Here is an 18,700-nt window from a genome sequence, read left to right on the forward strand (position 1 = left end):
TTAATTATTAAATAAATATTTCAGAATAGTAATCACCATTGTCTTTTGTTATTGATTTTACAGAGGGATTAGGATAGCTGCTGCTCACCGGCTGTGGTACGTCAAAATCGGTTAGCGGGTCAATCTCAACAAAGCCGGAACGTGTTAAGGGTTTTGTTGTATTGGTTTCAATTTCGGTGGCAGCTTTGCGGTTGATGTATTTCCAAAGCGTTTTTCGATTGTCAAAATGAATTTTGAAGTTTGGACTGTTTATTTTGCCATCATCGTCTATACTGTTTTCAGAACTATTATCGCCTTGCATCGTCAGTGAAATAATCCCAAACAGGTCTTGTGTTTCTGATGAATGTAGTGTTGAAATTAGATCAGCTGTAGTTTCTTCAGATACTAAATACGCACTTGATATTAACTTGTTGTCATTAATTTTAGGCAGGTATTTGAAGGTAACCGGTTCTTTAGGAGGTTTCACATTACTGAACAGAAGGACTCGGTTAGGAGTAAATTCTAAATTGGTATAATTTTCAAATTGATAGTCATGGATAGTGATTAGAAAGTTCAGGTTCAAATCGGCAGGAACTTTGATAAACGGATCTGTTTCGTCAGCTTCTTTGACTTTAATGTAAATCTTGAAACCTGTTTTACTTTCTTTGAACACCATTTTATAGTTTTGGAGTATTGTATGGGTCTCCAGAGTTGGTGTGATCGTGGTGAAAACAGCAGTATTGAACTTTTGCAGCATCTTTTCTTTATCGTCATTCGACATACTTGCAAAGGTTTCTTCGCCATTATTCAGGAAATAATTATGCAAAATAGTTACCTCCAATAACAATCCGTATGTGATACTGTAACTCATGATTGTTTTCTGGTTTTCGTTATACCCTTAATTCTGCTGATAAGTGGTCCTTCGCTTTGAGCAATATTGCGTTCAATTTGTATCATGCTCACCTTGTACAAAGCCGATGGAAGCTGTTTGCCGCCCAGAGTTCCCCAGATATAGTTTAATTCTTCAAAAGTGGGGGTGTAAAGCTCAATGGTAAATCTGAAGTTGTCGATATTGGCCATGGCCACATTATTTCGGTTGTAAATAGTATCAGATTGCGTAAAAAGTTTTTTCCCCTGAAAAAAAGTAATGATTTTCGAAATATCATTTAAAGAGTTGATGTATATGGTTCTGTTGGCGCTAAAGAGCAGGTACAGATTTAAGTTGATGACACTGTTTTTATAGATCGTTTTATTGCCCTGAACAATGTGATTGGGAAAATTTTTCAAAGTCGCCTCTTCATCCAGATTGATAAGGGTAAGTGCCACCTTATCTTCCAGATTTCCGGATACCGTTTCATTTTGCGACTCCAGAAAAGCAATGTTTTCAGGCACAACCGTTTTTTCTAACCCAATTTCATCGAGGTAGTTGTTGACTTGTTCTGTAATTATCTGAATAACTTCAAAAATCATCTGGTGAAAAGTTTTAATATTCTGATATTCTTTAAGAAAAGGCAATTCAAATCTCTGCCTTTTTTAAAGCAGTGGGTGTATTTTAGGCTTGTTTTTGTGATATTCCGCTTGTAGCAATACGATGTAAATAGGCTAAAAAGAAGTAGCTCTAAGGCGCAGATTCAAAAATAAAAAGAAGTATTTCGAGGCTTAAATTTGGATTTATAATAAAAACTGGGGCTTATAGAATATCTAAATTAGAAAAACTTAGGGATATCAGGACAGCGTAAAAATACCCTTTTTTAAATAATCTTTTAGTTTGTAAATTATTAATTTTCAGTTACTTAAGTGTTAATTGGTGTTTTTGATTTATATTTTTAGAAAAAAATAACGTCAGAATTTCTGCATAACATCAAAATTCTAATACGGAAAAGCGTAAAATGGTTGTTTTTTTAGGCCTATTTAATTGTTATACAGATCAGTATGTTTTTGTTGGTCAATTGTGGAGTCCTTTTTAGCCTTAAAAAAAGAAAAGGACGATGATAAAGAGACCAATCTTTGTTCTAAATGTGAAAACTGACCTCATGCTGTTATTTGGGTTTCTCATGGATAAAAATTCGGCACTCATGCCTTTTTTTTAATTTGTGCTTTGGCAGACTGGTAATTTTATAATGAAATACAAATCAGGAGATCACTTTAAAAGAATACCTGCTGGAGAGATCTGCTGCCCAAAAACAAACAATACTCCTAATTTAGAACCGCCAAACAATGAAACCTACAAAAGAATTTACAGTTGCAGATTATCTGCTCACCCGACTCAAACAATTAAATGTTACCGAAGTCTTTCAGATCCCGGGCGATTATGTAAAACATTTTACACAAGCTCTCGAAGACTTTAACGGCATTAAAACCATTGGAACATCAAATGAATTGGATGCTTCGTATGCAGCAGACGCCTATGCCCGTACCCGAGGTTTAGGAGCGGTATCTTTGCAATATGGGGTAAGTACTTACAGCGCATTGAATGCCATTGCCGGTGCTTATGTAGAACGCAGTCCTGTGGTTGTAATTAGTGCTACACCGGGAGCAGACGCAAGGCAAATTGGAAATATGTACAATGTACTTTATCACCATTCTACAGGCAATCTCAATGCAGATCAGGAAATTTTTGAAAGAGTAACCGTTGCGGCCGAAACGCTGAGCAGTTCTGTCGATGCCCCTGAAAAAATCGATAACTTAATTATTGCGGCACTTACACATCAACGTCCGGTTTATATAGCCTGTTACAAAGAGGTATGGGGCGAACCTTGTCCTAAACCATCCAATAAAAAATTAGAACCTCAGATCATAAAAAGCGAAGCAGCGGAATTGGAGAATGCAGTTTCGCAAGCCTGGACACAAATCAGTCAGTCAAAAAAACCGTTGATTTTCGCAGGAGTAGAGCTCTTACGACACAATTTATCAAAGCAGTTAGAAGAGCTTATTAAAGTAAGTGGAATGCTGTACACTACAACGTCACTCGGAAAAACCGTTCTCGATGAGAAAGGAGATAAGTTTATAGGAACTTATTCTGATCAGGCTTCGATACCCGAAGTGATTAAAATAGTGGAAGCTTCAGACTGCATTTTGTCTTTAGGAACGATTATTACCGATGACTATTTATGGCTGGTAGAGAATAAATTTTCAGCGATGATTCAGGCAACCACGCAGGAAATGCGGGTAGGTTATTTTACTTATGAAAATGTAACCTTAAAAGATTTCATCGAAGCCTTAACCGAACGTTTCAAAAAAGCTTCAGGATATCCTTTAAAAGCAGTAGCTCCGGCTCAGCCAAAATTTCCCGAACCATGGCGATCCAATTCCGATCCGAAATATGATAAATTTCCCGAAATAATAACCTTTAACCGCTTTTTTGAGAGAGCCACTTATTTTCTGGAAAAACAAAAAATGCTGAACGATATCGTGTTCACTTTTGGTGTGAGTTCGTCTATGTACGTAGCCACCAATATGTACGGATTATCTAAGAATGCCTTTATTTCTTCCGCTGCCTGGCAGTGTATCGGTTTTGAAACCGGTGCTGCTTCCGGAGCTCAGTTAGGAAGTGGTAAACAAGCCTGGACTATCGCAGGTGACGGTGGTTTTATGATGGTAGCACAAGCGCTTTCGACCCTGGTAAAATACAACATCAACTCTGTAATCTTCGTGATGAGCAATGGGGTATATGCCATCGAACAGGTATATGTAGACATGGACTCCTTTAAAGCAGGTCCGTCTCATAAGTTTGATGAATTTGATATTCTTCCAAAATGGGATTATCAGGCACTTGCCAAAGCATTTGGAGCAAAGAGCTACCGTGCTGAAACCGTTAAAGAATTAGACGAAGTACTTCTTAAACTAAAGGAAAAAACAGATCTGCCTACTCTGGTAGAAATTGTAATCCCTCAAAAAGACCTGGCACAGCAGATGGAAAGGCTTGGGAATGAATAAAACAACTACTAAAAAGCAAAAAAAATTAAAATCATAAAATCATGAGCAAGAAAACATACTCTATTTTTGGAGCCGGTGCAGCCGGACTCTATACAGCGTGGAGATTACTGGATGGAAAATCCAAACGCGACAAAAATGAAAAAATGCTGGTTAAAGGCGATGTATTAGAACTCTACGACTGGGGAAAATATGATTTTTCTAAAAAAAATCCGGGAACCAGAGAAGCGGGAGCACGCGTTTGTACGTGGCATTATAAAGACAACAAAGACAATTCGTATCTGGAATTGGGCGGTATGCGATATTCATATTGGGACGGCACTCCACAAGGAGCAGGACATCGTGTAGTCACAAAAACGATAGAAAAACTGGATTTAAAGAAAGATTCAGTTGAATTTAACGAATCTGCGGATCCTTTAATGTCTTTGCGTACCAAGAACATGTATGTCTCCGATGTTAATTCGAATCAGCCGGCTCCTTATTTTACTAATAATTATGGTGAAGATGCTCCGCCGGATGATGGATTTACCACCATACAATCTGTAGCAATCACAGCAACATCAGGTCCTGTTACCCGTAGAGAATGGTGTAAGTTTTATGAAGAAGGAAAAATCAATATTGATATGCCGGAAAGTTCGATCTTTCAAAAAGGAGATTTACTAAAAGATATTGGGTATTGGAATCTTGCCTATGACAGACTTGGACAAGAAGGATTTGGCTATCTGGCAGATGGTAATGGCTATAGTTCCAATGTAGTAAACAGTCATAGTGCCCAGTCGTTTAATGTTAATGATGAGTTTACGCCGGGAACAGAATATAAAACGCTGGTAAAAGGATATTCCAGCTTATTTGTTGCCTTATTCGATGAAGTTGAAAAACTAGCCAAACAAAAAGGAATTACGCTGAATTATTTTCCGAATACCCGATTGCGTTCGATTTTGCATACTAAAGCAGGGATTCGTTTTACTACCGCAAAACGCGCAACTCCGGATAAACTTGACGAAAGTAAAATATGTGATGCTGCATTTTTGGCCATGCCTCGCGCATCCATTGAACTGGTAGCTCAGGCAACACGTTATACAGATGATGAAGGTCAGGACATATTAAACCACGAAGAAGTACAGCTCTATCTGGAATCTGTAATTATGGAACCTTCTTATAAAATTGGGATGTTTTTCACTACACCATGGTGGAGAACAACTGAAGCCGGAAGTCCAACTTATCCTGCCAAACTAACCAGTTACTTTTTAACGCAGGAAGGAATTGCTAAACTGAAAAAAGAAAAATTTCCTTCTAATTATCTGAAAGCAATAGAATCAGCAAAAAATCCGGTTATTATCGCGACATCGTTTAACGATAAGGCCAGTTTTATTGCTGCGGTAGAAAATGCGATTCAGGAACGTCTGACTTTTAAAGAAGAAAAGCAAATCTCAGCTATAGCCGAATTAGATACCATTGGTCCAAGTATTACCGATATGCCAATCCGACAAGTGGTCTACTTTGGGGATAACGCTCTCAATCAAAAAGGAGAAAAAGTGTATGGTATTTTGGCCAGTTATGACGACATTCAATACACCACGTTTTGGAAAGCTTTAGAACTTGGTCCTCATGGAACACGTGAAATTCCGGAGTCCAGAGATTGCCAGACGCTCGAAGGACCACGTGTAGCCACTCCGGTAATGGTCAAAATGCTTCGCTCGCAACTGGCTGCATTACATTTTGGACCACAAACTGATTATTCGGCCGTACCTGAACCTTTAGAAACGAGATATATGGACTGGTCATTGCCTCCTTTTAATGCAGGATATCATGCCTATAAATCGCACTATAATTTAGGTGATGTACAACGAAAAATTAGAAAACCTTCACAACTCGTTCCAAAAGCAGACTGCGATATTTTTATCGTTGGAGAAACCTATTCAAACGATCAGGCCTGGGTAGAAGGCGCCTTCTGTACTGCCGAATCGGTTCTGAATGATTTCTTTGGAATTGAACCTATTATAGACGAAAAATACTATCCGTTTATCAGTCCGGAATAGTAGATTTTGGACTGTTTTTTAACCGCAAAGATCGCAAAGGTTTATGCAAAGTACACAGAAATAGTAGCCGGAAGGATACATAAAACTATGTTTTAGAGTTAATTGCATCCAAAAAGTTAAAGGAAACAACAAAACAGGCAATTACGTTGGAATAGAGATAAACTCCAACATAATTGCCTGTTTGCTTATTTGAATAAATCAGCAGTTTTAACAGTGAGTATTGCTATTGAAAAAACGATATGCTTATCTACTAAAAATAAAAAAAATCCGTATTAATCCGCGTTTTCGCCTTGACGAATCCGTCTCATTCGCGTACGATATCACGCTTCTATTTAGCAATAAGCTTAAGAACAAATTCCATTTGTGTGTCCTTTTGCTGAAAAAAGTCGTCTAAAGTAGGCCATACTTCATAGTCCGGCATAATACCGTGACCTTCCGGCTGGTTCGCTTTTTTTGGAGCATCCTGTACGACATTTACAATTGAAAATTGTGTTTTTACTTTTGAGTTAGGAAGTTCGTAAACCAATGGAGAATGTCCATTATGAACGTAGTAACCTCCAACGGTTTCCAAGCCTACTATGGTAACATTATCCACATACGCTTTTACCAGAGAAGCAAAATGGGAAGCAGCTGATGCCACATTTTCATTAATCAAAAGATAAAGCTTGCCTTTAAAGAGCGGCGATTTAGGATGATAAACCGGATTGTATTTCTGATCCTGAATACTGATGTTGTTTTGGAATACCGGATACAATGATTTCAGGTATTTTTTTCCCGCTTTTAGAGCAGTACTATCCATTCGTTCTGAAGTTGAGGTACCCCAAAAATATTTTTCGAGAGGTAAAACATTAGGGTCGAATAGGATGACAGCCTTTTCATTTTCCTTGAAGGGTTTGTCGGTAAGGTACATTACAGGCTGTTCGAAGTTAGGATCACTTCCTCCCGGATTATTTCGAACATCAATGATCAGATTAGCAACCTTGTTTTTGTCCAGTTGGGTAAAAATGCTATCTAAAAATCGAACATACGGTTTAAACTTAGGATCGTCTGATCCATAGGCCATACCAAAAAATCTTAGATTCAATAAACCTGTAGCAGGGTTAATCATACGAAAGCTATACGGAGACTGTTTTTTATAATCCAGTAAATCAGTAACCGGAGCACTAAACCTGTTTTTAAGGTTAGCTGTTCTTTCCTTTAGCGTTACGGCACGAAGCACTGTTTTTTTAAGAGCCTCCGATTTTGGTGCGCTGTATTCTACAATAAATTCATCACAAAGACCATATTCGAGCAGGTAGTTTAATCCAAACGATTTATTGACACTGGCCGATAATTTTTGGACAAGATGATGACCATCTGTTGTATAATATTTGTAGAAAGAGCGCATTAATTGTGCATCATTTATTCCGTTTATACTTTTTATTCTTGATCCGGGAGGAATATCCGATGATTGGCCGTCAAAAATAATTTGTCCGTTAATATACACTAGAGGAAAAGGGAAAAAAGACTTTTGTCTGTTCAGAAAATTGATTAGATCGAGATCAGGGATGGTGTAATTGTGTAAACTTCCTTCATAATCCGAAAGGCGAAGCATTATTTTGTAAAAGTCGATAACCCTCATCGGTTTTTGAATGCTCTTAAAAGCACTGTTGTAAATACTGTCTACTTGTTTTTTCGAATGATATTGGTACAAACCCGAATTCGCTTTATCATTTATTGTACGGAGTATTTTAAGATCCTCCTGTAGCTCTTTTTTCGAAAGCATTTTGTTGTAAAGCGCCAAACTATCCTTCATGGTTTTTTGAAGGTTTTGCGCCTGAATTGTAGCAGAAAAAAGAATCAGGGATAAGAACGTAAAGATCGATGATAGGGTTTTGTTATTCATAAATTGGTTGGTTATGGGGTGATAAAAGCAGAATTACAGGGTATTAATAGAGTTGTAATGAGTGCTTCTGTTACTTTTAAACGATTAACGGTTTATGATGTTATGATGCTAGTATTACGAGGACATTACTCAAAACACTATTTTGCAATTAAATCGTTGTTTTTAAGACAGTTGTTGTTTGTTGTTTTTACGACTTAGAAAAAAGAGTACTTGGTCTACTTTTTTAGAGTTTTGTCCAAAGTCCGTCAAATTGTTAAAATCTATTTTTAAGGACTCATCGTTGTTAAAGTATAGTTTTAACCTGTCGGCTCCACGACCATTAAAAAACTTCCAACTTTTAATCTCGGATAAAAAGATGACCTGATTTTCAATTTTAGTATAGATTGGTTTTTTATCCCATTCTAATGTAAGCGTGTCTTTGTCGCCGTTGCAATCAATAATTAATGTACCGGTGAATAAGTATATTAAAAAAATGAAGAAAATAAAATGAGAAAATAAGAGGATAAGATAGTGTGCTTTAACTCCTATAATTGCCCAGAAAAATGCCTGAAGTGGGATAGAAATTAAATATGCGATTACCATAAAGGTAACATTTAAGGTTTTAATTTTCATAATGTAAAATTGGATGATTTTGCCGATGTCAGTCTTAAAAAAAATCTTTAATTTTTATTTTTCGAATATAGTAATATATCACAGAAATTCCTTTCAAATCAGATGTTTTTCTCAAACTTTGCGGATGCGTTTGTTTTGGACGGTAATAATTATCTTTGCAATAGTTATTTACAGACTTTTTGCTTTTGTGAAAGACACAATGTTGAGGGGGGTAAAGGTGCCGGTCGTAATTTAAATTAGAGAATAACTATTCAAATTTGCTTCTAGGACCTGCACATTTCAGTGTATTGTTTTATTTCTTTAAAACAGTTACAAACAAAAAAAGCTTCAGATTTCTCTGAAGCTTTTTTTAGTAGTCCGTGGGGGAATCGAACCCCCCTTACCAGGATGAAAACCTGGCGTCCTAACCGATAGACGAACGGACCTGCTTTGTTGTTGCGGGTGCAAAAATACAACTGTTTTTAGAATACACAATAGTTTTTTTGATTTTTTTTTGAGGGCATCTTTTGGTAATAATACCTCTAGAAATAGCCCATCACAAACGAATTAAAGTTAGTGTTGTTGTATTTATTTGATTCATAATTGATTGTTTTTAATGTAGGGAATAACAAATAAGATTTTTCTTTTCTTTTCTTGAAAAAAGAGCGCTCAAAAAAAATGAAAATTATTTTTAGGATTGCTTTGTTTGAAAGAAAATTCACTCGGTTTGTTTTCGATTTTTATCCCTCTTTTTTCAAGTCTTCGTAGAGTTTCTTGAAAAATGGTATAAATTTTCGGCGCTCAATGAGCTTCTCTTCCCTTAAATAATATGGTTATTGGTATAGAATTCCGATTTTATAAATTATAGGCGAAATCATTTTTTATTTCCTCCATCACAAAAGAACTTTGCACATTTGAAATTCCTTTGATAACCGATAATTTATCAATCACAAACTTTTGGTATTCGTTCATATCGTTGACAGCCACTTTCAGCAGAAAATCATAATTTCCGGACACGTGAAAACAGCCTGTTATTTCGGGTAATACCAGAATATGCTGTTTAAAGTCATCTATCAATTCCCGTGAGTGCACCGCCAAAGTAACCTGACAATACACACTGATTGATTTCCCAATTTTTTCGGCATCCAGCAAAGCAACATAATTCTTGATGTACTGCTTTTGCTCCAGTTTCTTGATTCTCTCAAAAGTGGGAGAGACCGATAAACCTATTTTTTCGGCAATTTCTTTGGTATTTTGCTTTGCATCTTGCTGTAAAAGCATCAATATTTTTTTGTCTATGGCATCCATCTCAGAATAATTATATGGTTTCAGAAAAAAGAAATATAAATTTCAATATTAAAAAACTTTAATATGACCCAAATTTAGAATTATATTTTGAGTTTTGATGTTAATAAAGGATATTAAACCATAAAAACTACATTTACAGAAAAAATAAAAGTTATGAAACCTATTTCAGAATCGCTATCCATAGAAGACAATCAACGCTTATTCGATTTGAATCAATACATCGAAAATGCCAGAGATAATTTCTTAGGCTATCCTGTATCCAAAGATTTTGATTATTCGGAAATAAGTCATTTTTTAAAATATCCGATCAATAATCTTGGTGATCCTTTTGAAGATTGTACCTACAAAGTGCAAACACACGAACTGGAAAGAGAAGTGGTTGGCTTTTTTGCCAAATTATTCCGCGCGAATCCAAAAGATTATTGGGGTTACGTTACCAACGGCGGTTCTGAAAGTAATTTATACGGGCTGTATCTCGCACGAGAATTATATCCAAAAGCAATGGTGTATTATTCGGAATCGACCCATTACAGTGTGCGTAAAAACATTCATTTGCTCAACATTCCGAGTATCGTTATTCGTTCGCAGGAAAATGGTGAAATCGATTATGAAGATTTTGAAAACACGTTAAAACTGAATCGTCATAAACCGGCTATTGTACTGACTACTTTTGGTACCACTATGAAAGAAGCCAAAGATGACGTATCAAAAATTAAGAGTATTCTAAAAGCATTAGCGATACAAGATAGCTACATCCATTGTGATGCTGCCTTATCTGGAAGTTATGGTGCTTTTATGGAGCCACGACTTCCTTTTGATTTTATGGATGGCGCGGACAGTATTTCCATCAGTGGACACAAATTCATAGGTTCACCAATTCCAACCGGAGTTATTATCACGAAGCGTTCGAATAGAGATCGAATCTCGAAAGGGATATCCTATATTGGTTCCTTAGACACCACAATTACAGGATCCAGAAATGGACATTCTCCGTTGTTTTTATGGTTTACCCTGAAAAAATTAGGGATTGAAGGTTTAAAAAAGCGTTATTTACACAGCCTGGAAGTAGCGGAATACTGTGAGCAGAGACTGAAAGACATGGGAATTGCGGCCTGGAGAAATCCAAATTCGATCACCGTAGTTTTTCCAAAAATAACCGAAGAAGTGAAATCAAAATGGCAACTAGCCACGGAGGGCGATATCTCTCATATTATCTGCATGCCAAATGTGACCAAAGAACAAATCGATCTGTTTATCAACGACGTAGAAAATTGCATTGAAACCCCGGAAGAAATGATGGAATTCAGTTGGTAGTGTTTTAGAATAGTATTGTTAGTTCTGTTCTGTAAAAGAGCTTATGAAAAAAGCGTAAATGTCTCCTGACTTCGAACCCACAAGCAAAATCAAATTAGTTTAATAAAAAAAAGCTTCAGATTTCTCTGAAGCTTTTTTTTATTAGTTCGCCTCCGAAGCCCCGAACCTGTGTAATGTTATTTTAATTGCGTAGTATTGACTCTTGTTGGCGTATCTTTTCCACTAATAATCGAAGAAGAACTTAGTGCAATTGATTTTATGATTTGAGTCATGTTATCAATATCTAACGTTTCAAATTCATCATCGGCAGTGTGATACGTAGGCTCATTATCCATTTTTGAAGTAGAAATGGTATGAGCAGGAACCCCAAGTCTGGCTAAAGTAGCGTTGTCTGAGCGGTAAAATAATTGTTGGTCCGGATAAGGGTCTGCATAAAAATTAAAGCTTGTTCCAGTTAAATTAGTTTGTAAAATCTGTCCCATGTTCGACTTTTCGAAGCCTGTAATGTAAGCAGAGTTTTTACCCCATTTAGATTCTGTTCCTATCATTTCAATATTGAACATCGCAATCACTTGTTCCGGCGCAAGCTGTTTAGAAAAATATTTGGCTCCATAACCACCTAATTCTTCCGCTGTAAATGTGGTAAAAATAATAGTACGCTCGTTGTTGTTTTGTTTTTTAAAATATTTCGCAAGCATAATTACTGCTGTTGTTCCGGCGGCATCATCATTAGCACCATTATAAATAGAATCTGTTGCAGGATGTGGGGCACCTTCTTCAGGAGAGCCTACTCCTATGTGATCATAATGCCCCGAAAAAATCACATATTCATTTGGTTTCGTTTTTCCGGGTAATATTCCAACAATATTATTCAATGCTTTTTTGGAGATTGTATTCGTTTGTTCAACAGAAAAAGTAGTTGCGTCTGTGGTACCAAAAACAAACAGAATAGTATTGTTTCCCGGATTAGCAGTTATTCGATCAATATGTTGAATATTTGGTAAAATCTTATCAAATGAAGAGTCAACTAAGACCAAAAGATTTTTTGAACTTTTATAATATTCATTAAATTTCTCGCCAAAGTTGTCTCCTTTATTGATTTTTACAATAGAAACATCGCTTTTTTCCGTTAAAGAAACCTGAGGAAGGTAGGAGAAAGTTACAACCTGATTATTACTTATTTCCTTACCATCAATAGTAATTTTTGAAGAAACGGCTTTAGAGGCAGTCATCGAAAATTCTTGTCTGTAATTTGGTGCTGAATTGAAAGTTTGCAAACCAATTTTCTTAAACTCTGATTCTATAAAAGCGGATGCTTTTTCGATACCGGGAGTAAAAGTTCTTCTACCCTGCATATCATCAGCCGAAAGTATTTTCTCTATGCGACTTACTTCTTTGTTCGTAATAATTTTATCTATCGATTGTCCATGTACATTAAAACATTGACTTAGAACAAACATACTTACAATAATTTTTCTCATATTTTAGTTTTATAAATAAGGTTTTAGTTAATTCAAAAGTATGTTATTTATTTGCAAAACTTAGCGCTGGTAAAAGTTTTTAATTTAAAAAAAACTGACAACATTACCCGTTATGCGAAGTGTTCATCTGCGACGCTGTGCGAATGTCTCTGACTTCGCACCCGCAAGATTATAATCGTCCTATTTTAAAATAAGCCAGCTCTTCTTCATTTCTTATCAGGTTGTTTAATCGTTCGAATCCGGCTTTTTGCAGTACATTTTGTGATCCGGTGTTATGGAGATCTGTTACGGCTACAACTTCTGTTGTATTTGTATTTGCAAAACTATATTGTGTTATTGCTTTGCATACTTCTGTAGCAATGCCTTTTCCCCAATATTCTCTACTGAGTACATATCCAATTTCTATTTGGTTTATGTTGTGTATAAAAATACGAGCAACACACATTCCTATGAAATTATTATTTGTAGTGTCAAATATGGCCCATCGACTAAGATTTTTCTTTTTATAATTTTCAAGCAATTCAGTAAACATTTCTACATATCTTTCTGGTGAAGTGTCAGGAAGGTATTGTGTAACTTGATTATCTTTAAAAAGATTTAAAAATGTTTGTTGCTCTTGAGGTAAAAATTCACGAATAATAATTCTTGGGCTTTGATAAAGAGTAGACATTGGTATAGTATGAGAATTAATTTAGGAAGTTGTTTGCTAAAAGTATTAGCAGACTTGTTTTGTACATACAGTCAAATTTACAGAAAATAAAGAGAGAAAACTTCTCGATTTTTAAAATGTTTTGAATGTTAAATCATTAAAAGAATAGAATCGATATTGAATTTGATACAAAATCAGAGATTTTATGGTGTTTTTGTTTTTTGTACTAGATTTGTTTTTAGAGGAGACACAGAGTCGGAGATATTGGTTTAACATTGATATAGGAACTTCGGAGAGCGAGGTGAAATAGTATAAAAATGATGAAAAATATAATAGTTTTATTGATGACTCTTTTTTTAGGAGCTTGTTCATCTGAGGAAAGTTATATTTACTATAGCTATAAGAAAACTACAATAACCAGGGTGGATAGAGGGAACAGGATTTCTTTTTATTATGGTAAATATAAAAAAGAGGAACCTTTGCCACAATCATACATTGAGGAGACCTATTCGGGTTTTGATGGAGGTATGGATGCTTTTTTAATTGTTAAAGATGATGGGAAGGTGGAGATAGTGCCTGTAGGAGGGCTTTTTAAAACGATAAATTCAAAAGACAATTTATCCTTAAATGAGTTTAAAAGTAATATAGACTATATTAATTGGGAAAAGAGTATTAAAGGGGATTATTTAAATGTTTGTAGGGTGTCAAATGTATTAAAGGTTGAAATTCGGCTGAATAGAGAAAATAATTCAAAAGTGAAAGCTGTCTATCCTTAGCCCTCTGTTGCGATAAGATTTCGACTCCCGCTCTCCGAAAAGTTCCTTATGAGAAGCTGTGCGAATGTCTCTGACTTCGCACCCGCAAAGTGATTAAGTTTTCTTGTAGAAGATGTAATTTGGAAACGACTATAAATATATTTAGGATTCAGAAAAGTCGGGAGGCTTATTGAGGTTTAAGGTTTGTAAGAACTAAAGATTAAAAACGCAAAGTCAGGAGACTTTGCGTAGCGAGGGTTTTGTATTTGGGATGATTTGGCAGATCCGAAGAATGTACTTAATTTAGTTCAAACTTTCTGCAGTATTAGAGCGTTAGCAAACATTGCTCAAAACCGATAACTTATGGAAACAATTACGGCATTTTATGAATCAATTCTTGGTATAGATTTAAATAATTTAAAGCATCCTATATCTAATTTAATATCTTTAGCGAAAGAGACAACTGGAATTGAGGAAATGCAAATTAAGCAGAAATTGAGAACAATTGGCTTGGCATTGCTGGACATTAAAGATTATGACCAAAATATTTATAATTTTTATATAAAGAAAACTGTAAAAAATGCAGATTTTTCCCTTAACGGTTGGATTTTTGAAATTGTACAATGTGCAAATTTAATTAAAACCTCGAATGAGAATGAAATGCAATTTAAATTTGGAGATTCTAATAAAAAGGAACCAGATTTTATAATTGATGGTTGTGGAATTGAATCAACATCAATAAGATTTCCAGAAGAGTCTCAAAAGAATAATGCAGATTCTAAACTTCTTGGCAAATTCCGAGAAAAAAATGGAAAAGATTATGCAAACGCTAATTCTATGCTTTTAATTGAAATTACACAGACGGTTCATTTTGCCAATCAGGGTAATTATCAACCTAATATGAAATTCAATAATATTCTAAAAATTATTAGTGAAGAAAGTAGATTTGGAATCGTTTTATGTTATGTTGAATACACAGTTTCATATAAAGGTAATTTACACTTTAAAGGTACTGTCTATCCTGCTTATGGTAAAGATTGTACAGGAAATGTAAAAACTTTATTTCAGAAAATTACCAAGGGAGAATTTAACACTTTCGATGGAACGCAAATCATATCAAAGCATTAGCAATTTTTTTAAAGAACCTCGCTCTCCGAAGTATTCCTTATGAAAAGCTGCGCAAATGTCTCTGATTTTGTGCGATTTTTTTATGATATTGTAAATAAAATGTTATCTGCTTTTAAAATTTAAATAATTCAATATAATCAATTTGCAATGCGTGACATACTTTTTCTAAAGTAGAAAGTGTCGCGTTAGAATTTCCATTTTCCAGTCTGGACATATTACTTTTTTCAAAATTGCATTTTGAGGCTAATTCTTGTTGAGAAATATTTTTCTCAATTCTAATTTCCTGAATTCGTTTTCCGACTTTTTGTTGTAAAGAATGTTTCAAAGTAAATTATCTTTTATGATAATTCAAATTTTGTTATATATTTGCGTAAACAGGTTATCTTATATGATAACTTTAAAGACTTAACAAAAAAATGTACGATGAAAGCAAATGAAAATAAAGATTTAGAGTATATCAAAAGATTAGCTGATGGTTATTTAAATACATTAAAACCAACGAATGACAAAACAGGGTATTATACTGCTGAAATCAAAGTACTGAATTACTCTGAATTGGGTTGTGTTATTGCAAACATACTTAAATTATGCGTTTTGGCACTGAATCAGGATGAGTGTAAAATTTCAGAAACGGTTAAACCATCGGCTATAGATGTGGGTATTGTTTTAGAAGTGGCTTTGCAACTTTTTCCTAATGATGAATTTGATTTGTTAAGCGAAATCAATGAAGTTCTTATTTCTAAATAAGATTAAAAGTGCAAATGTGTAGTAAAAGTTGTGGAATGAAAAAGTTAGAAAGTGTGTAAAATAAAAAAAGCTTCAGATTTCTCTGAAGCTTCGTCTTAGTAGCGGGAACAGGACTCGAACCTGTGACCTTCGGGTTATGAGCCCGACGAGCTGCCTACTGCTCTATCCCGCGATGTTTCGGGTGCAAAGATACGCCGTTTTTTGAGAAATCCAACGAAAACATTAAAAAATGTTTTATTTTCTGTATTGAGTTGATATGACTACCTTTGCAGCCGAGACCCTTGGGTCAAATGGTCCTCAGTACAATTAAATCATACACAAATGTCACATAAAGCAGGTTTTGTAAACATCATCGGGAATCCAAACGTTGGAAAATCAACATTGATGAACGCCTTTGTTGGAGAAAGATTATCGATCATTACTTCAAAAGCACAAACAACACGTCATAGAATCTTAGGAATCGTAAATGGTGAAGATTTTCAGTTGGTACTTTCAGATACGCCCGGAATTATAAAACCGGCTTATGAAATGCAGGAGTCGATGATGAACTTTGTAAAATCGGCTTTTGAAGATGCAGATATTTTGATTTATATGGTCGAAATAGGAGAGCAGGACTTAAAAGACGAAGCTTTCTTTAATAAAATCATCTATGCTAAAATTCCGGTTTTATTATTGTTGAATAAAATCGACAATTCCAATCAGGAACAATTAGAAGAGCAGGTTGCTTTTTGGAAAGAGAAAGTGCCAAATGCTGAAATTTTCCCAATCTCGGCTTTGCAGAATTTTAATGTACCGGAAGTTTTTAGCCGAATCATCGAATTGTTACCGGAATCACCTGCTTATTATCCGAAAGATCAATTGACAGATAAACCGGAACGTTTTTTTGTAAACGAAACCATCCGTGAGAAAATCTTATTGAACTATAGCAAAGAGATTCCGTATGCGGTTGAAATCGTAACAGAAGAATTTTTTGAAGATGAAAAAATTATCCGTATCCGTTCGGTAATTATGGTAGAGCGCGATACACAAAAAGGAATCATTATAGGACATAAAGGAGCCGCTTTGAAAAAAGTGGGAATGGATGCCAGAATAGATTTAGAGAAATTCTTCGGAAAACAAATTCATATCGAACTTTACGTGAAAGTGAACAAAAACTGGAGAAGTAATGCCAATATGTTGAAACGATTCGGGTATAACCAGTAAACGTATAATCGGTTAATTGTTTAATCGTTGATTTGTTTCAGGTTTCAAGTTTCAAGTTCTGATATAGAACCTGAAACTTGAAACCTGAAACAAAGAGTATAAAAAGAACAAAAAACTTAGGTACTTAGAAACTTAGCCTCTCAACAACTTTTTTTAACTACCTTTGCAAAAAATTAAAATAAAGCATTTTGGATTTATAAGGGATAGAATTTTAGGAAACTAAAAATCTAGAATCTAAAGTCCAAAATCTAAAATTCAAAAAAATGAATAACATTGTTGCGATAGTAGGAAGACCTAATGTGGGGAAATCAACCCTGTTTAATAGGCTGATACAAAGAAGAGAAGCTATTGTAGATTCAGTATCTGGGGTTACCCGTGATAGAAACTATGGTAAAAGCGAGTGGAACGGAAAAGAGTTTTCTGTAATTGATACGGGTGGATACGTTCGCGGATCTGATGACGTATTTGAAGGTGAAATCCGTAAACAAGTAGAATTGGCAATCGACGAAGCCGATGTTATTATTTTTGTTGTGGATGTTGAAGAAGGTATTACACCAATGGATGAAACGGTGGCTAAATTGTTGCGTAAAGTAACAAAACCAGTTTTATTGGCGGTAAACAAAGTAGACAACGCCATGCGTGAGAAAGACGCGATTGAGTTTTATAACCTTGGTTTAGGAGATTATTTCACCTTCGCCAGTATTTCAGGAAGTGGAACTGGAGATTTGTTAGATGCTTTAATTGACGCGTTTCCGGAGAAACCGGAAGTTGAGGTTAAAGAAGATTTGCCTCGTTTTGCAGTTGTAGGACGTCCGAATGCCGGTAAATCTAGTTTTATCAATGCTTTGATTGGGCAGGATCGTTATATCGTAACCGATATTGCAGGAACTACCCGTGATGCAATTGATACAAAATTTGACCGTTTTGGTTTTGAATTTAATTTAGTTGATACTGCGGGAATCCGTCGTAAAGCTAAAGTGAAAGAAGATTTAGAGTTTTATTCTGTAATGCGTTCGGTTCGTGCCATTGAGCATGCAGATATCTGTATATTGGTTATCGACGCAACCCGTGGATTTGAAGGGCAGGATCAGAGTATTTTCTGGCTGGCAGAGAAAAACCGTAAAGGAGTTGTAATCTTGGTAAACAAGTGGGATTTGGTAGAAAAAGATACCATGTCGACTCGTGATTACGAAGAGAAAATCAAAAAAGAGTTAATGCCTTTTACTGATGTGCCAATTTTATTCGTTTCGGCTTTAACCAAACAACGTTTGTTGAAAGCATTAGAAGCTACAGTTCAGGTTTTTGAAAACAGAAAACAAAGAATTGCTACTTCAAAATTCAACGAATACATGTTGAAAGTAATTGAAGCTTACCCGCCTCCGGCAACAAAAGGAAAGTATGTGAAAATTAAATATTGTATGCAATTGCCAACGCAAACGCCTCAGTTTGTGTTTTTTGCCAACATGCCGCAATACGTTAAAGAACCTTACAAACGTTACCTGGAAAATAAAATTAGAGAAAATTGGGATTTCGCAGGAGTGCCAATCGATATTTATATCAGAGAAAAGTAAAAGTAAAAGCCCTCATAACGAGGGCTTTTTTTTATGTTTTGTAGTTAATTGGAACTGTTTTTACCAAGTTTATTGGTATACTATTTGACCGAATGTTTCGTTCACAATAAACCTTTT

The 18,700-nt window shown here is 35.3% G+C and carries 16 protein-coding genes and 2 tRNA genes; 8 read left to right on the forward strand and 10 right to left on the reverse strand.

All coding sequences use genetic code 11. From position 1 onward, the window contains the following. Positions 1-7 precede the first annotated feature (7 nt). Together M4I44_RS09640 and M4I44_RS09645 are read right to left on the reverse strand one after the other, a co-directional pair. A complete protein-coding gene (locus tag M4I44_RS09640; protein WP_249967155.1) occupies positions 8-850 on the reverse strand; it encodes a hypothetical protein in 843 nt (280 codons plus the stop codon). After that, positions 847-1,449 (reverse strand): DUF4255 domain-containing protein, encoded by a 603-nt coding sequence (locus M4I44_RS09645; protein WP_026110130.1) that lies wholly within the window; start codon positions 1,447-1,449, stop codon positions 847-849. The genes M4I44_RS09640 and M4I44_RS09645 overlap by 4 nt, the downstream gene beginning before the upstream one ends. Positions 1,450-2,196: 747 nt before the next feature. Here M4I44_RS09645 and M4I44_RS09650 point away from each other — a divergent pair. Then, positions 2,197-3,915, forward strand: coding sequence for an alpha-keto acid decarboxylase family protein (locus M4I44_RS09650; RefSeq protein WP_249967156.1), 1,719 nt, complete (start codon positions 2,197-2,199; stop codon positions 3,913-3,915). A gap of 41 nt (positions 3,916-3,956) precedes the next feature. Next, positions 3,957-5,951: a hypothetical protein gene (locus tag M4I44_RS09655; protein WP_249967157.1), complete on the forward strand. Its 1,995-nt coding sequence runs from the start codon at positions 3,957-3,959 to the stop codon at positions 5,949-5,951. Positions 5,952-6,279: 328 nt separating this feature from the next. Here M4I44_RS09655 and M4I44_RS09660 read toward each other — a convergent pair whose 3' ends face one another. The 4 genes from M4I44_RS09660 to M4I44_RS09675 all read right to left on the reverse strand — a co-directional run bounded on the left by M4I44_RS09660 (position 6,280) and on the right by M4I44_RS09675 (position 9,735). Next, on the reverse strand, positions 6,280-7,836 hold the full coding sequence (locus tag M4I44_RS09660; protein WP_249967158.1) for a S41 family peptidase: 1,557 nt from the start codon (positions 7,834-7,836) through the stop codon (positions 6,280-6,282). 162 nt (positions 7,837-7,998) lie between these two features. Next, positions 7,999-8,448, reverse strand: coding sequence for a hypothetical protein (locus M4I44_RS09665; RefSeq protein ID WP_249967159.1), 450 nt, complete (start codon positions 8,446-8,448; stop codon positions 7,999-8,001). Positions 8,449-8,801: 353 nt separating this feature from the next. Beyond that, positions 8,802-8,873: transfer RNA gene (locus tag M4I44_RS09670), tRNA-Glu, on the reverse strand. Positions 8,874-9,282: 409 nt separating this feature from the next. Continuing rightward, a complete protein-coding gene (locus tag M4I44_RS09675) occupies positions 9,283-9,735 on the reverse strand; it encodes an Lrp/AsnC family transcriptional regulator (RefSeq protein ID WP_017497876.1) in 453 nt (150 codons plus the stop codon). 153 nt (positions 9,736-9,888) lie between these two features. On the opposite strand from M4I44_RS09675, the gene M4I44_RS09680 reads away from it, so the two are divergent. Next, positions 9,889-11,049: a histidine decarboxylase gene (locus tag M4I44_RS09680; RefSeq protein ID WP_249967160.1), complete on the forward strand. Its 1,161-nt coding sequence runs from the start codon at positions 9,889-9,891 to the stop codon at positions 11,047-11,049. A 176-nt stretch (positions 11,050-11,225) separates the two neighbouring features. Here M4I44_RS09680 and M4I44_RS09685 read toward each other — a convergent pair whose 3' ends face one another. Beyond that, entirely contained in the window at positions 11,226-12,530 is a 1,305-nt protein-coding gene (locus tag M4I44_RS09685; RefSeq protein ID WP_249967161.1) for a M20/M25/M40 family metallo-hydrolase, read from the reverse strand. A 169-nt stretch (positions 12,531-12,699) separates the two neighbouring features. After that, entirely contained in the window at positions 12,700-13,200 is a 501-nt protein-coding gene (locus M4I44_RS09690) for a GNAT family N-acetyltransferase (protein ID WP_249967162.1), read from the reverse strand. Positions 13,201-13,496: 296 nt separating this feature from the next. Here M4I44_RS09690 and M4I44_RS09695 point away from each other — a divergent pair, with 296 nt between their 5' ends. Then, positions 13,497-13,955 (forward strand): hypothetical protein, encoded by a 459-nt coding sequence (locus M4I44_RS09695; RefSeq protein ID WP_249967163.1) that lies wholly within the window; start codon positions 13,497-13,499, stop codon positions 13,953-13,955. Positions 13,956-14,297: 342 nt separating this feature from the next. Beyond that, positions 14,298-15,062, forward strand: coding sequence for a hypothetical protein (locus M4I44_RS09700; RefSeq protein ID WP_249967164.1), 765 nt, complete (start codon positions 14,298-14,300; stop codon positions 15,060-15,062). Between the two features lie 112 nt (positions 15,063-15,174). Here M4I44_RS09700 and M4I44_RS09705 read toward each other — a convergent pair whose 3' ends face one another. Beyond that, positions 15,175-15,387, reverse strand: a complete 213-nt coding sequence (locus M4I44_RS09705) for a helix-turn-helix domain-containing protein (protein WP_249967165.1) — start codon at positions 15,385-15,387, stop codon at positions 15,175-15,177. Positions 15,388-15,485: 98 nt separating this feature from the next. Here M4I44_RS09705 and M4I44_RS09710 point away from each other — a divergent pair, with 98 nt between their 5' ends. Then, entirely contained in the window at positions 15,486-15,809 is a 324-nt protein-coding gene (locus tag M4I44_RS09710; RefSeq protein ID WP_249967166.1) for a hypothetical protein, read from the forward strand. 99 nt (positions 15,810-15,908) lie between these two features. Here M4I44_RS09710 and M4I44_RS09715 read toward each other — a convergent pair. Beyond that, positions 15,909-15,981, reverse strand: a tRNA-Met gene (locus M4I44_RS09715). A 149-nt stretch (positions 15,982-16,130) separates the two neighbouring features. On the opposite strand from M4I44_RS09715, the gene era reads away from it, so the two are divergent. Both era and der read left to right on the forward strand, forming a co-directional pair. Continuing rightward, positions 16,131-17,012, forward strand: coding sequence for a GTPase Era (gene era, locus M4I44_RS09720; RefSeq protein WP_017498804.1), 882 nt, complete (start codon positions 16,131-16,133; stop codon positions 17,010-17,012). Between the two features lie 263 nt (positions 17,013-17,275). Beyond that, on the forward strand, positions 17,276-18,583 hold the full coding sequence (gene der, locus M4I44_RS09725) for a ribosome biogenesis GTPase Der (protein ID WP_017498805.1): 1,308 nt from the start codon (positions 17,276-17,278) through the stop codon (positions 18,581-18,583). Positions 18,584-18,700 lie beyond the last annotated feature (117 nt).

Source organism: Flavobacterium sp. B183 (assembly GCF_023539155.1).
Taxonomy (GTDB): Bacteria; Bacteroidota; Bacteroidia; order Flavobacteriales; family Flavobacteriaceae; genus Flavobacterium; species Flavobacterium tructae.

What these genes read in the sequence shown, in the direction of transcription:
- M4I44_RS09695 (WP_249967163.1), top strand. Translation starts at nt 13,497, where the DNA reads ATGATGAAAAATATAATAGTTTTATTGATGACTCTTTTTTTAGGAGCT.
- M4I44_RS09675 (WP_017497876.1), bottom strand. Translation starts at nt 9,735, where the DNA reads ATGGATGCCATAGACAAAAAAATATTGATGCTTTTACAGCAAGATGCA.
- M4I44_RS09655 (WP_249967157.1), top strand. Translation starts at nt 3,957, where the DNA reads ATGAGCAAGAAAACATACTCTATTTTTGGAGCCGGTGCAGCCGGACTC.
- M4I44_RS09700 (WP_249967164.1), top strand. Translation starts at nt 14,298, where the DNA reads ATGGAAACAATTACGGCATTTTATGAATCAATTCTTGGTATAGATTTA.
- der (WP_017498805.1), top strand. Translation starts at nt 17,276, where the DNA reads ATGAATAACATTGTTGCGATAGTAGGAAGACCTAATGTGGGGAAATCA.
- M4I44_RS09665 (WP_249967159.1), bottom strand. Translation starts at nt 8,448, where the DNA reads ATGAAAATTAAAACCTTAAATGTTACCTTTATGGTAATCGCATATTTA.
- M4I44_RS09645 (WP_026110130.1), bottom strand. Translation starts at nt 1,449, where the DNA reads ATGATTTTTGAAGTTATTCAGATAATTACAGAACAAGTCAACAACTAC.
- M4I44_RS09685 (WP_249967161.1), bottom strand. Translation starts at nt 12,530, where the DNA reads ATGAGAAAAATTATTGTAAGTATGTTTGTTCTAAGTCAATGTTTTAAT.
- M4I44_RS09660 (WP_249967158.1), bottom strand. Translation starts at nt 7,836, where the DNA reads ATGAATAACAAAACCCTATCATCGATCTTTACGTTCTTATCCCTGATT.
- M4I44_RS09680 (WP_249967160.1), top strand. Translation starts at nt 9,889, where the DNA reads ATGAAACCTATTTCAGAATCGCTATCCATAGAAGACAATCAACGCTTA.
- era (WP_017498804.1), top strand. Translation starts at nt 16,131, where the DNA reads ATGTCACATAAAGCAGGTTTTGTAAACATCATCGGGAATCCAAACGTT.
- M4I44_RS09690 (WP_249967162.1), bottom strand. Translation starts at nt 13,200, where the DNA reads ATGTCTACTCTTTATCAAAGCCCAAGAATTATTATTCGTGAATTTTTA.
- M4I44_RS09710 (WP_249967166.1), top strand. Translation starts at nt 15,486, where the DNA reads ATGAAAGCAAATGAAAATAAAGATTTAGAGTATATCAAAAGATTAGCT.
- M4I44_RS09650 (WP_249967156.1), top strand. Translation starts at nt 2,197, where the DNA reads ATGAAACCTACAAAAGAATTTACAGTTGCAGATTATCTGCTCACCCGA.
- M4I44_RS09640 (WP_249967155.1), bottom strand. Translation starts at nt 850, where the DNA reads ATGAGTTACAGTATCACATACGGATTGTTATTGGAGGTAACTATTTTG.